Here is a 13,683-nt window from a genome sequence, read left to right on the forward strand (position 1 = left end):
CCCGTCCGGCCGAGAAGAACCGGCCCCGGAAACCCCGATGCCCCCGGAGGTCAGGTCGTAGCGGCGTGGCGCAGGTCGAAGAGGTCCGACGGGGAGATGGGCATCTTGTCGATCCGGATCCCCTCGGCGTCCTCGATCGCCGAGGCGAGCACCGCCGAGACCGGGATGACCCCCGCCTCGCCCGCGCCCTTGATACCGAGCGGGTTGAGCGGGGACGGCGTCTCCAGGTGGGCGGTCTCGATGAGGGGCACCTCGGTGGCGTACGGCATGAGGAAGTCCATGAAGGAGGCGTTCAGCAGCTGGCCGTGACCGTCGTAGACCATCTTCTCGTACAGGGCCCCGCCGACGCCCTGGCCGACGCCGCCGTGGATCTGGCCCTCGACGATCATCGGGTTGATCAGCTTGCCGCAGTCGTGGACGACGGCGTAGCGCAGGATGCGGATCTCGGCGGTGAGCGGGTCGGTCTCGACGATGGCGGCGTGCATGCCGGAGGCGAAGGTCGAGCGGATCGGCGAGTAGTAGTCGCGGCCCTCCAGCCCCGGCTCCTCCCCGTCGGCCACCGGCGGCCGGTCGTAGGAGGCGACGCCGGCGAACTGGGTGGCCCTCGCCGCCTCCTCGTCGAAGGCGTAGCGCAGCGGGTTGGACAGCACCGCCACGGTCGCGAGCGGGATCGAGGCGCCGGGAGTGCCCGCCACCCGCACCTCCCCGTCGACGATCTCCAGGTCGCGGGGGTCGGCCTCCAGCGCGTCGGCGGCGATCCGCAGGGCCTTCTCCCGCACCTTCCTGCAGGCCAGCGCGATCGCGTTGCCGCTCATCACCGCGGCACGCGAGGCGAAGGTGCCGACCGCGTAGCCGAACCTGCGGGTGTCGCCGGTGACGACCGAGACCCTTTCCATCGGCACGCCCAGCTCGGACGCGGCGATCTGCGCGAACACCGTCTCGTGGCCCTGGCCCTGAGAGGTGAGGCCGGTGGAGACGTGCACCCGGCCGTCCGAGGTGATCTGGACGTGCCCGCCCTCGTACGGGCCGACGCCGGTGCCCTCGACGTAGCAGCCGATACCGATCCCGATCGTGCGGCCCTCCTCGGCGGCGCGGGCCTTCAGCTCCGGGAAGTCGTCCCAGCCGATCAGCTCCTTGAGCATCCGCAGCGACTCGGGGTAGTCGCCGCTGTCGTAGATGAGCGGACGGCCGTCCTGGAAGATCAGGCCCTGGTCGTAGGGGAACTCGTCGGGCTGGATGAAGTTGGCCGCGCGCACCGCCGTACGGTCGGCCCCCAGATACTCGGCGATGTGGTCCATCGTCCGTTCCATGCAGAAGACCCCCTGGGGGCGGCCCGCCCCGCGGTACGGGGTGACCTGCACGGTGTTGGTGTAGATCGAGGAGAACTCGACCCGGTAGGCGCCGATCCGGTAGGGGCCGAGCAGCTGGGTGGAGGTGATGATCGGCACGATGATCCCGTACGGCGTGTAGGCGCCGTGGTCGTGCAGGATCTCGACGTCCAGGCCGAGCACCCGGCCCTCGTCGTCGAAGCCGACCCGGACCGACTGCACCTGGGCCCGCTCGTGCGCGGAGGAGACGAAGTGCTCGCGCCGGTCCTCGGTCCACTTCACCTCGTGGCCGAGCGTGATCGCCGCCCACGGGACGAGGATCTCCTCAGGCCACGGGTGGACGATCTTCACGCCGAACCCGCCGCCCACGTCGGGGGCGATCACCTCGACCTTCGGCAGCGGCAGGCCGAGCTTGGCGGCGATGGCCATCCGGACGCTGGTGGAGGTCTGGGTGCTGGAGTGGACGCGCAGGGAGCGGTCGTCGGCGTCCCAGCGGGCGTGCACGCCGCGTCCCTCCAGCGGCATGGACGCGCTGCGCTCGATGTCGAGCCGGAAGGAGAGCGTGTGCGGCGCGGCGTCGATCGCCTCGCGCGCGCCGAGCCCGGCGTCCGAGGGCACCTCCTGGACCAGGTGCGCGCCGACGTTGCCCGGCACGCCCTCGTGGACGAGCTGGGCGGACTGCGCGGCCTCCTCCACGCCGACCACCGGCTTGAGGATCTCGTAGTCGACCTGGATGAGCGCGCAGGCGTCCTCGGCGAGGTAGCGGTCGCGGGCGACGACCATCACGACGGGCTCGCCGACGTGCCTGACGATCTCGCGGGCGAGCGGGTACGCGGTGCGGCCGTGGGTGAGCGCCGGGTGCGGGATGAGCAGCGGCAGCGGCTGGGCGAGCGCGCCGGGCAGGTCCTCCCAGGTGTAGATCGCCACCAGTCCCTCGACCTCGATGGCGGCCGAGACGTCGATGTCGCGGATCCTGGCGTGGGCGTGCGGGGAGCGGACGAACGCCGCCTCCAGCGCCCCGGCTCCCAGGTCGTCCAGGTACAGGCCCCTGCCGGTGAGCAGCCGGGGGTCCTCGCGCCGGGTGATCGGTTCGCCGAACAGTTTCGTGGTCACGGGTCCTCCGCCATGATCTCGGCCGCGCGGTGGACGGACTTGACGATGTTCTGGTAGCCCGTGCACCGGCACAGGTTGCCGGAGACGCCCTCCAGCACCTCCTCGTCGGTCGGCGCCGGGTTGTCGCGCAGCAGCGCGGTCACCGTGCACAGGAAGCCGGGGGTGCAGAAGCCGCACTGCAGGCCGTGGCACTCGGCGAAGGCCCGCTGCACCGGCGAGAGCGTGCCGTCCTCGTCGGCGAGTCCTTCGACGGTGGTGATGTCGCGCCCGTCCACGGTGACCGCGAACGTCAGGCAGGAGCGGACGGGCTCGCCGTCCAGCAGCACCGTGCAGCATCCGCAGACGCCGTGCTCGCACCCGACGTGCGTGCCGGTCAGACCGAGGTCGTGCCGCAGGCAGTCCGACAGCAGCCGCCGCGCGGGGACCTCGGCCTGCCGGAGCACCCCGTTGACGGTCAGCGTGATCTCATGCATCCGCGGCCTCCCTGGCGGCGTCACGGAGTGCCTGCTCGGTGAGCACTCCGGCGAGGTGCCGCCGGTAGGCGGCGGTCGCGTGGATGTCGGCCTCGGGGTCGACCCGGTCCCGTACGACGCGGGCCGCCGAGGCCCAGTCGGCCGAGGCGGCCGGACGGTGGCCGACGGCCTCGGAGACGTCGACGAGCAGCGGCACGGGGCCCAGGCTCACGCACGCCACCGTCGCCGAGGTGATCCTCAGGTCGTCGTCCAGGGCGACGAGCGCCGCGATCCCGGCCAGGGCGTAGTCGCCGTGCCTGCGGGCGACCTCGCGGAACGCGGTGCCCGAGCGCGGGGGCGGCGCGGGGAAGAACGCGGAGACGGCCAGCTCGCCGGGGGCGACCGCCGACTCCAGCGGACCGGTGAAGAAGGCGTCGGCGGGGACGTCCCTGACGGCGCCGGGCCGCGCCAGGCGCACCGAGCCCTGCAGCAGGGCGAGGACGGCGGGCAGTTCGGCGGCGGGGTCGGCGTGGGCCAGGCTGCCGACCACGGTTCCCCGGTTGCGGATCACCGGGTGGGCGACCAGCCGGAGCGCCTTGCCCAGCAGCGGCTGGGCGGCGGCGGCCGATCCGTCGCGTTCCACCTGGGCGTGCCTGGCGAGGGCTCCGACGCGGACGCCCTCCGGTGTGACGTCGACGAACGCCAGTTCCGGCAGCCGGTTGATGTCGATCAGGTGGGCGGGGGCGGCGAGCCGCATGTTCAGCATCGGGATCAGGCTCTGCCCTCCGGCGAGCACCTTGCCGTGCTCCCCGGCCCCGGCGAGGGCGTCGAGTGCCTCGCCGAGGGAGCGGGGAGCGTGGTATTCGAACGGGGGTGGCTTCACCCGGTGGCCTCTCGTCGCGCCTCCGACACCTGCGGACCGGCACCGCCGCCGCTGCCGCCCCGCCCGGCGATGACCCGGAGCAGGTGGTAGCCGGCCACCACCACGATGGTGCCGAGGGCGATGCCCTCCAGCGTGAAGTCCGAGCTGATCATATGCTTGACCGGGCCGATGGCGAGGATGATCCCCGCCCCGATCGGGACGAGGTTGACGGGGTCGGCGAAGTCGACCCGGTTCTCGATCCAGATCTTCGCGCCGAGCAGGCCGATCATGCCGTACAGGATGACGGTGATACCACCGAGCACGCCGCCCGGCGTGGCCGCGACCAGCGCGCCGAACTTCGGGCAGAGGCCGAACAGGATCGCGATGACGGCGGCGATGTAATAGGCGGCCGTCGAGTAGACGCGGGTGGCGGCCATGACGCCGATGTTCTCGGCGTAGGTGGTGGTCGGGGAGCCGCCGAAGGCGCTGGCGACGACGGTGGCGGCGCCGTCGGCGGCGACCGCCCGGCCCATGTACGGATCGACGTCGGTCTTGGTCATCTCGCCGACGGCCTTGACGTGGCCGACGTTCTCGGCGACCAATGCGATCACCGCCGGCAGCACGAGCAGCACGGCGGAGAACTTGAAGTCGGGGAAGTGCATGTTCGGCAGGCCGATCCAGTCGGCCGCCGCCACGCCTTCGAAGCTCACCCTGGGGTGCGTGTCGACCGCGCCGGTGCCCGCGTTGAAGGCGGTGATGTTCCCGAAGACCCTGTCGGCCAGCCAGGAGAGCGCGAAGCCGATGATCAGACCGAGCAGGATAGCGATCCTGCCGATGAAGCCCTTGAAGAGCACGATGAGGACGAAGGTGACGGTCATCGTGATCAGGGCGATCCACTGGTCCTGCGGCCAGTAGATGTCGGCGACGACGTACGCCAGACCGAAGCCGATCAGCATGACGACGGCGCCGGTGACGACCGGCGGGAAGACGCGGTTGATGATCTGTACGCCGAGGAAGTGGATGGCCACGCCCACGAGCGCGAGGACGAGTCCGGCGACGAGGATGGCGCCAGTGACGATCGCGTCGGTGGCGGGTGTGTCACCGCCCATGAGCGCCCGGATCGCGAGCACGCCGCCCACGAACGACGCGCTGGTCCCGAGGTAGCTGGGGACCTTCCCCTTCACGATGAGCAGGAACATGATCGTTCCGACGCCCGAGAACATGATGGCGACGTTGGGGTCGAGTCCCATCACCAGGGGGAAGACGAAGGTCGCGCCGAACATCGCGACGACGTGCTGCGCCCCGAATCCGACCATCCGCGGCCATGACAGCCGCTCGTCGGGTTTGACCACCTCTCCTGGAGCGAGCGTTTTGCCGTCGCCGTACTTCGTCCAACCTGCAACCATCGAGCCCCACCTTTCACCGGGCCGTCGGTCGGTGAACCACCCCGCGGGCTTCCCTCCGGCGAATCCCCTTACAGCTGTTGCGGGCACGTTAGGACCGAAAGCATGCCCTTACATCGTCATGATCTGCCAAATCTGCGGGGCGTACCAGTGGACAGCTCGCACACCGCGCACCCGCCGCACCGGTGAGGGCCGCCCGCGGACCGCGGAGCGGTCACTTCCCGACCACGTGGATCTCGAAGCCGTCGCCGCTCACCACCTGGCCGTCACGGATCTTGCAGGTCTTGCGGAGCTCGACCTCGCCGTCCACCAGCACGTTGCCGTCGGCGATGAAGTGTTTGGCCTGACCGCCCGTCTCGGTGACGCCGCAGTATTTGAGCAGGTCGCACAGCGGGATGTATTCGGTTTCCAGCTCGAAGGTCTCGTTCACGCCGAACAGCTTAGATCCCGCCTGCGCGCCCTCCTCGCCGTACCGGGCGCCGCCGCCGGGTGCCCCGCCGGACGCCGCCGTCAGATGCCGCGCATCCGCAGGACGTGCAGGGCGAGGGTGAGGTTCAGGCGCAGGTGGGCGTCCTCGGTGAAGCCGCCGAGCATGCGCTCCAGCTTGCCGATCCGGTAGCGCAGCGTGTTGTAGTGGAAGTGCAGCCTGCGCGCCGTCTCGGCCACGTTGAGGTTGGTCTCCAGCAGCACCTGCAGCGTACGGCGCAGGTCGGCGTTCTCCGCGTCGTCGTCGGAGGCGAGCGGGCCGAGGGTCTCGCGGACGAAGGCGTGCAGCTCGGCGGTGTCGTTGACCAGCGACAGCAGCCGGTAGACGCCGAGCTGGTCGAAGTTCGCGACCGCGCCGTTGCCGTGGAGCTGGCGGCCCACCCGCGCGGCCTTCAGCGCCTGGCCGTACGCCTCGGGCAGCGCCTCGGCCCCGACGGCGGTGCGGCTCGCGCCGGTGGAGAAGGTGGCGGGCAGGGACTCGGCGAAGGCCGCGGCGGCGTCCTTGGCGAGGCGGCCCGCGTCGACGGACGCGTCCACGATGGTGACGACCTCGTGGGAGAACCCGGCCACCGCGCCGCGTGCGTCGTGGCGGCGCATCGCACCGGTCCAGCACGTGACGAGGCGGTCCTGGGCGGCGCGCTCGTCGCCCTCGGGGTCGAGCTCGGCCACCAGCACGGTGACCGGGCGCTGCAGGTCCCAGCCGAAGGCCCTGGCCCGGGAGGCGACCCGTTCGGAGCCTCCCGCCCTGCCGGTGAGCACATCGCGCAGGAAGTCGGCGCGATACTTGCTCTCGACGGCGTTGACCGCCTCCTGCCGGGTCACCACCAGCGCGGCGACCGTGGCGGCACGTTCCAGAATGCCGACGTCGCTGTCACCGATCGCCCCGACCGGGCCGCAGGCGACGATTCTGCCGTGGTGGTGGCCGCCCGCCACCACCGGCACCGAGGCGTGGCGCCCGTCGGGGCCCTTCGAGGCCTCGCGCAGCGCGGCCACGTGCTCGACCGGCCCTGCCGCGGCCAGCACGTGCCCCGTCCCGTCCAGCACGGCCACCCCCGCGCCCAGCAGCCCGGCGACCTCGGCCGTCACCTCGCGCAGTCCTCCCCCGGCGAGCACGACCTGGACCAGTGCCCGGTGCGCCTCCTCTGCCCTGGCCAGTACGGCGGCCTGGCGGTTGAGGATGTCGGTGAGGACCTGGTTGAGGATGTCGTCGAAGCCGACGTCGTCGGGGAGCTGGATGAGCGGGAATCCCAGCCGGTCGGCCTGCTCCACCATCTCCTCGGGCAACTCGTCGAGATAGCGGCCGAGTTTGATGGCGAGCGCGGCCAGGCCGCGCTCGTCGAGGTCTGCCACGAGCCTGCCGAGTGACTGGGGCGTGTTGCGCAGCGGGTAGCCGGTGGTGAGCAGCAGCTCGTGCGGCTTGACCCAGGCCAGGACGTCGGGCACCTCCATCACGTTGAGGCGCTGCACGACACGGTCCAGCCCCCGCTCCCCCGCGATCAGCCGGGCTCCCGCCAGTGTCGAGACGCCGAGGACCTCGCCGACGGCGACGCCGTGAATGATCGTTCCGGTGCTCGCCGGGCGTACGGGGGGTTCCATGAGGTGATTGTGACTGATGGACCCGTCTGTCAGGAAGAGCCAACCTTTGAGCGGAGTGTTGGCAGCTTTCTCCGTACGGCCTGCGTTCACGCCCGTTCTACCGTCTGCTCAATGGATGGGGGAGTCCGTGAGCGAGCGAACCGCTGGAGAGAGCACCTTCACACCCACGGGGCCTGCCGAGGAGCGCTCATGACCGTTGGAACACGCCAGAGGACGCCGAGGGCGCCGAAGACGCAGCGCGTACACGCGTGGACGCACGGGACCGGTGCGGCCAGTACCGCCCTGCGCCAGGTGCTGGAGGCGCCCCGCCGTCCGGCGCGGGTGCTGGCGGCCTTCCCGGCAGGCGTCTACCTTGAGGTACGCACGGAGATGGAACCGCAGGTCATCGCGGTGGTGACCGGGGAGGCCACCCGCCTGCCCAACGCGATGGTGGTCACCGACCCGATGCCTCGCGTCGCGGTGGGCGACGAGGCGTCCGTCGGAGACGGCTCGATCGACGTCGGACGGCTCAGCCTGCGGGCCCACCGCTGGTGGAACCCGGCCCCGGCGCTCGGTGCCGTGGAGACGGCGCGGCTGGCCCGCTCGCTGCCCGCGATGGCGGAGTTGTGCGAGCGGTCGCCGAGGCGTCCCGGGCTGGAGGGCAACGGCGCTGCCGGCCTGCTGGCCCAGGGGTGCGCCGAGGGTTCGTTGCTGAAAAGCGTGACGGCCGCCGAGCAGTTGGTCGGCCTGGGTCCCGGGCTCACGCCGAGCGGCGACGACGTGCTCGCGGGGTTGCTGGTCGCGCTGCGTCACCTGGGCGGGGCGGTGGGCGCGAGACGTGCCGTGTGGCTGGCCGACTGGCTCGCCGCCGCGGTCACCTTCGACGTGCGCGGCAGGACCACCCCCATCTCGGCGGCGCTGCTGCACTGCGCCGCCCGGGGCGAGGCGAGCGGTGAGGTACTGGCCGTGCTGCGGGGTCTGGCGGGCCGGCACTCCCTGGAGCCGGCGCTGCACCGCCTTCTGCAACTGGGCCACACCTCCGGGGCCGATCTGGCGTGGGGGTTGCGGATCGGGCTCGCGGCGGTGATCGATTTGGAAGGCGGGGGCAATGGCGAGTACTGACGTGGTCCGGACGCGTACGGGGGTCTACCACGACTCCGTGAGCCTGATGCGGGTCAGCCGCACGGCGAGCGCGCTGCCCGGTGTGGAGGTCGCGGTGGTGGCGATGGCCACCGAACTCAACCTGCAGATCGCCTCCGAGCTGGATTTCGACCTCCCCCAGGCCGGTCCCGCCGACCTGCTGATCGCACTGCGCGGCGAGAGTGACGCCCTGGAGGCCGCGTCCGCGGAACTGGACGGGTTGCTGGCCGCGCTGTCGGCCCCGTCCTCGGGCGGAGGCGGCGACGCCGAGCTCCCTCCGCGCACCGTCCGCGCCGCGGCCCGCGAGCACGCGGCCGACCTCGCCCTCGTCTCGGTGCCCGGCCCGCACGCGTTCGCCGAGGCGCTGGACGCGGTCGAGGCCGGACTGTCGGTAATGATCTTCAGTGACAACGTGCCGGTCGAGCAGGAGGTTCTGCTCAAGAGGCGCGCCGCCGAGCGCGGCGTGCTGGTCATGGGGCCGGACTGCGGCACCGCTGTGATCGGCGGGGCGGGCCTCGGCTTCGCGAACGTCCTGAGACCCGGTCCTGTCGGGCTGGTGGCGGCCTCGGGAACGGGCGCGCAGCAGGTGACCTGCCTGCTCGACCTCGCGGGAGTGGGGGTGTCCCACGTGCTCGGCGTGGGCGGTCGCGACCTGTCCGCGGACGTGGGCGGGCTGTCCACCCTGCGCGCTCTGGAGGCCCTCGACGCCGACCCCGCCACCGAGTTGATCGTCCTGATCTCCAAGCCTCCGGCCCCTCAGGTCGCGCGGGCCGTCGAGGAGGCCGTCGCGAGGCTCGGCACACCGGTCGTGACCGCGCTGCTCGGTCCCGGACAGGCCGACCTCACCTCGGTGACCGAGGCCGCCCTGCGTGCCCTCGGCGTCCCGATCCCCACCTGGCCCTCCTGGCCCGCTCCGGCGACGACCGACGCGGCCCCCGCGTCCCCCGGGCTCTCCGGGACGGGTGACCCGGGCGCGGAAAGGAACGTGCGGGGAATCTACTCGGGCGGGACGCTGTGCGTGGAGGCGAGGCTCATCGCCGGGACCGGCGAGTTCACCGACTTCGGCGACGACGCCTACACGGTCGGCAGGGCCCATCCGATGATCGACCCGACGCTCCGCCTGGAGGCCCTGGCCGAGGTGCCGCCCGGCGACGTCGTCCTGCTCGACGTGGTTCTCGGCCACGGCTCCGACCCCGATCCGTCCGCCAGGCTCGCGCCCGCGATCGCCGAGGCCGTCGCCGGAGGCGTCACCGCGGTGGTGGCGCTGGTCGGCTCGGAAGGCGACCCGCAGGGGCTGGCCGCGCAGGCCGGGGCACTGAACGCGGCGGGGGCCGCGGTGTTCACGTCCAACGCCGAGGCGGCCGGGTACGCCGCGCGGGTGGCCGCCGGGATCACCGCGAACACTCGTTGATCGTTCGCACTGTTCACGCCGTTCGTGCCTCCTCCTCGGAAGCGGAGGTTTCCGGGCTCGTTTCCGGCTCGGGTCTTCAGACCCGTTCAGGGCTCGGGTCTCAGGTTCATCAGGGAGAAGTGATGACGCTGTCCATGCTTTCCGGCGAGCCGGAAGTGATCACGGTGGGGGCCGACGTGCTCGGCGAGGCGCTGGACGCGCAGGCCGTCTCGCGGGTCCGGGTGGACTGGCGCCCGCCGATGCCCGGCACCGAGGCCGACCTGGCCAGGGTGCTGGCCGACCCGCGCAGGGTCCGCGCCAACGAGACGGCCGTGGGCCGCCTGGTCGCGGCGCGGCCGCAGCTCGTCGGGGTACGGCCGGCGCACGAGGTGCTCGACCTGCCGAAGGGCACGTTCCTGCACGCCGGCCCGCCGATCGAGTGGGAGCGGGCGTCGGGACCGATGCGGGGCGCGCTCATCGGGGCGATGCTACTGGAAGGGCTCGCCGCCGACCCCGAGGAGGCCGAGGAGCGGCTCGCCTCCGGGGGTGCCCGGTTCGACTCCTGCCACCACCACCGCACCGTCGGGCCGATGGCGGGTGTGGTCACCCCGTCGATGTGGATGTTCGAGGTGCGCGACGCCGAGCACGGCGGCACCGCCTACTGCTCGCTCAACGAGGGGCTGGGCAAGGTGCTGCGCTACGGCGCGTACGGGCCCGAGGTGCTGGAGCGGCTGCGCTGGATGGCGGAGGTGCTCGGCCCGGTGCTCCAGGCCACCCTGGAGCGGAGCGGGCCGCTCGATCTCAGGTCGCTCGCCGCGCAGGCCCTGCAGATGGGCGACGAGCTGCACAACCGCAACCGCGCCGCCACCTCGTTGATGGTGCGTGAGCTCGCCCCCGACGTGGTGGAGGCCGCGCCCGGCCACGCCTCCGAGGTCCTGCGCTTCGTCAACGGCAACGACCACTTCTTCCTCAACGCGGGCATGGCCGCGTGCAAGGTCAGCACGGACGCGGCGAGGAACGTCCCCGGCTCCACGATGGTCGTCGCGATGGCCCGCAACGGCACGGACTTCGGGATCCAGGTCTCCGGGCTGGGCGACCGCTGGTTCACCGGCCCCGCGGGCGTGCCTGACGGCCTCTATCTGGGCGCCTACGGCCCCGAGGACGCCAACCCCGACATCGGCGACTCGACGATCACCGAGACGGCGGGGCTGGGCGGCTTCGCGATGGCCGCGGCCCCGGCGATCGTGAGGTTCGTCGGCGGGAACGTGTCGGACGCGATGGCGGCCACCCGGTCCATGTACGAGATCACCCTGGCCGAGCATCCCGCGTACCAGATCCCGGGGCTGGACTTCCGGGGCACGCCGGTCGGCGTCGACGTCACGCTGGTGGCCAGGACCGGCCTGCTGCCCACCGTGAACACCGGTATCGCCGGACGGGTCGCGGGAACCGGGCAGGTCGGCGCGGGGCTGGTCAGCCCGCCCGCCTCGGCCTTCACCTCGGCCCTCGCCGCACTCGCCGAGGCCGCCGATCATGAACACACGGCTACGTATTGATCTTTTGTCTATTAAGATTGGGTAAAGCTGACAATTTCTCCATCCGCCGGTAGCATTCGGCGACGTTCAGAGCGTGGACGCAAGATCAGTGATCTGAAGAGCACCGATCCTGACAAATACCGTCATACGCCTTCTCGGCATGCAAACTTCCATAACCGAATGCCCTCCCGATATCGTGTCCACCGCACAGGGCTGGTTTTGGGGAACGGGGAACGATGACCGATCGCTTGCTCGGGAGAAACCCCCTGGGGCCTGAGGGCGGCGATTCCGCGGGCGCGACACCGGAGGGCCAGGGCCGGCTGGTGGGCAGGCGCTACCGCCTGGTGTCACCGGTCGGACGTGGCGGGATGGGCATGGTGTGGCACGCGCACGACGTCCTGCTCGACCGGGACGTCGCGGTCAAGGAGTTGATCCTCCCCTACGGCCTCGACCACGCGGGCAAGCAGGGAGCCCACCGGCGGATGCTGCGCGAGGCCCGCTCGGCGGCCCGGCTCAGCCACCCCGGCATCGTCACCGTCCACGACGTCGTCGAGGAGGACGGCCGCCCCTGGATCGTGATGGAGCTGGTCCGCGCCTGGTCGCTGGAGCAGGCCGTGCGGCAGAGCGGGCCACTGCCCGTGGTCCAGGCCGCGGAGATCGGCGTCCGGGTGCTCGACGCGCTCCGCCACGCCCACGCCGCCGGGATCATGCACCGCGACGTCAAGCCGGGCAACGTGCTGCTCACCTCCGACCGGGTGGTGCTCACCGACTTCGGTATCGCCGCGATCGAGGGAGACGTGACGGTCACCCAGACCGGCCTGATGATGGGCTCACCCGCCTACATCCCGCCGGAACGGCTGTCGGGCCAGCCGTTCACGCAGGCCTCCGACCTGTGGTCCTTCGGCGCCACGCTGTACGCGGCGGTCGAGGGGCGACCCCCCTACGAGGGACCGGACGCGGTGGCCGTGCTCGGCGCGATCCTCACCCAGGAGCCCAGCCGCCCGCAGCGGGCCGGTGCCCTCATCGCCGTCATCGAGGGCCTGCTCCGCAAGAACCCCGCCGACCGGATGAGCGCCTCGCAGGTGTCGGACCTGCTCGATCGGGTGCTGCGCAGCCACGGCTCCAGCACCCCGAACCGCGCGCCCAGCCCCATGCCCTCGTCGATGCCGATCCCGGGCGACTCCATGCCGATCCACCTGGTGCCCCCGCTGAACGCGCCGTCGGGGCCGCCCCCCTCCCGGATCATCGAGACGCCCTCGGGGCCGATCCGGGTCCCGTACGCCAACAACTCCTCGGGCGGCGACGCGCTCTCCGGCCCTCCGAGGTCGCACCGCGCGGACCTGTTGTCCTTTCCCGCGTCCGGCTCGGGCGGGTTCCCGCAGGCGGGCGGGGCCACCGGTCTGACCGGAGGGCACCAACGCGGTTACGACGCGCTGCGCATCCCGGCCACCGGACCCGACGGAGACCCGTTCGACCCGCTGAGCAGTTTCTCCGGCGACCTGCCCGTCGCGGCATCGTCGGCACCGTCGCCCGCGCAGCCGTCCGCACCGCGTCACGGCGGGCAGAGCGAGGCGTCCAGGGCCCGCGAGGCGACGCTCTGGCCCACCCCCTCGGCGCGGGAACCGTCCTCCCGCACCGCCGTACGGGACTCGCGGTCCGTCACCTCGCCCGGCCGGAGCGGGATGCGCGGGACCTCGCGCCGCGCCCGGGGAAACAGCGAGGGCGGCCCCGACTTCCGGCTGCTCATGCTCGGCGGGGGCGGCGTGCTGGCCATCGTGGTCGCCGGACTGCTCGTCTTCCTGCCCAGCGACGCCTCCGACACCCCGGTCTCCACGATCCCGTCCACGGCGATCTCCGCCACGGACGCGCCGGTGACGTCCACCGGGCCGAGCGAGGAGATCCCCGAGGGCTTCAAACTGGCGAGCGCCGCCGGCGTCTCCGGCGCGGTGCCCGGCGACTGGACGGTGAAGGCGAGCTCCGGCGGAGTGGTCACCTTCACCGGGCCGAAGAGCGGCGGACAGACCATCGTCGTCGCCGAGGTGCCGGTCGAGGAACCGATGACGGCACTGGGCAAGGCCAGCAAGAAGGGCCTGGACGAATACACCGAGGTCAGCGTCATGGCGGTGAACTACCGTACGTGGAAGGCCGCGGACTGGGAGTACACCTACGTCCAGCCGAACGGTGTCCCGATGCACGGGCTGACGCGCTACGTCGCCCTCAACGGCCGGACCGCCTACCAGATCACGTTCAAGGTCCAGGACCTGGACTGGGAGAAGAACGCGGACATCCTGGAGACGTTCTTCGCCACCTTCAGCTCGGTCAGCTGATCCCGGCGACCGGCCGTCACCCCCGGCCTTCTCGCCGTCCACCATCCTTCACCTCACCACCGATCCCTCCCGCCG

10 protein-coding genes are annotated in these 13,683 nt (G+C 71.9%); 4 read left to right on the forward strand and 6 right to left on the reverse strand.

The window, feature by feature from the left end; genetic code table 11:
- Nucleotides 1-50 precede the first annotated feature (50 nt).
- The 6 genes from cutA to ACFY3D_RS09715 form a co-directional block, all read right to left on the reverse strand.
- A complete protein-coding gene (gene cutA / locus ACFY3D_RS09690) occupies nucleotides 51-2,441 on the reverse strand; it encodes an aerobic carbon-monoxide dehydrogenase large subunit (RefSeq protein WP_389977087.1) in 2,391 nt (796 codons plus the stop codon).
- The gene (locus tag ACFY3D_RS09695; RefSeq protein WP_389977090.1) at nucleotides 2,438-2,914 is read right to left on the reverse strand and encodes a (2Fe-2S)-binding protein; all 477 of its coding nucleotides are present in this window, start codon (nucleotides 2,912-2,914) and stop codon (nucleotides 2,438-2,440) included. The genes cutA and ACFY3D_RS09695 overlap by 4 nt, the downstream gene beginning before the upstream one ends.
- Nucleotides 2,907-3,776, reverse strand: coding sequence for an FAD binding domain-containing protein (locus tag ACFY3D_RS09700; RefSeq protein ID WP_389977093.1), 870 nt, complete (start codon nucleotides 3,774-3,776; stop codon nucleotides 2,907-2,909). The genes ACFY3D_RS09695 and ACFY3D_RS09700 overlap by 8 nt, the downstream gene beginning before the upstream one ends.
- Nucleotides 3,773-5,161 (reverse strand): uracil-xanthine permease family protein, encoded by a 1,389-nt coding sequence (locus tag ACFY3D_RS09705; RefSeq protein WP_389977095.1) that lies wholly within the window; start codon nucleotides 5,159-5,161, stop codon nucleotides 3,773-3,775. Before ACFY3D_RS09705 ends, ACFY3D_RS09700 begins: the two co-directional genes overlap by 4 nt.
- A gap of 211 nt (nucleotides 5,162-5,372) precedes the next feature.
- Nucleotides 5,373-5,588, reverse strand: coding sequence for an RNA-binding S4 domain-containing protein (locus ACFY3D_RS09710; protein WP_350946739.1), 216 nt, complete (start codon nucleotides 5,586-5,588; stop codon nucleotides 5,373-5,375).
- Between the two features lie 80 nt (nucleotides 5,589-5,668).
- On the reverse strand, nucleotides 5,669-7,240 hold the full coding sequence (locus ACFY3D_RS09715) for a PucR family transcriptional regulator ligand-binding domain-containing protein (RefSeq protein ID WP_362900160.1): 1,572 nt from the start codon (nucleotides 7,238-7,240) through the stop codon (nucleotides 5,669-5,671).
- A gap of 189 nt (nucleotides 7,241-7,429) precedes the next feature.
- Here ACFY3D_RS09715 and ACFY3D_RS09720 point away from each other — a divergent pair, with 189 nt between their 5' ends.
- From ACFY3D_RS09720 to ACFY3D_RS09735, 4 genes are all read left to right on the forward strand, one after another.
- Nucleotides 7,430-8,341 carry a DUF2877 domain-containing protein gene (locus ACFY3D_RS09720; RefSeq protein WP_350946737.1) on the forward strand — a complete coding sequence of 304 codons (912 nt, stop codon included), beginning with the start codon at nucleotides 7,430-7,432 and terminating at the stop codon, nucleotides 8,339-8,341.
- A complete protein-coding gene (locus ACFY3D_RS09725) occupies nucleotides 8,328-9,770 on the forward strand; it encodes an FdrA family protein (protein ID WP_389977097.1) in 1,443 nt (480 codons plus the stop codon). The genes ACFY3D_RS09720 and ACFY3D_RS09725 overlap by 14 nt, the downstream gene beginning before the upstream one ends.
- A 122-nt stretch (nucleotides 9,771-9,892) precedes the next feature.
- Nucleotides 9,893-11,302, forward strand: coding sequence for a DUF1116 domain-containing protein (locus ACFY3D_RS09730; protein ID WP_389774585.1), 1,410 nt, complete (start codon nucleotides 9,893-9,895; stop codon nucleotides 11,300-11,302).
- 215 nt (nucleotides 11,303-11,517) lie between these two features.
- The gene (locus tag ACFY3D_RS09735; RefSeq protein ID WP_389977100.1) at nucleotides 11,518-13,608 is read left to right on the forward strand and encodes a protein kinase; all 2,091 of its coding nucleotides are present in this window, start codon (nucleotides 11,518-11,520) and stop codon (nucleotides 13,606-13,608) included.
- Nucleotides 13,609-13,683: the final 75 nt, after the last annotated feature.

It is taken from the genome of Streptosporangium sp. NPDC000509, from assembly GCF_042898365.1.
GTDB lineage: Bacteria > Actinomycetota > Actinomycetes > Streptosporangiales > Streptosporangiaceae > Streptosporangium.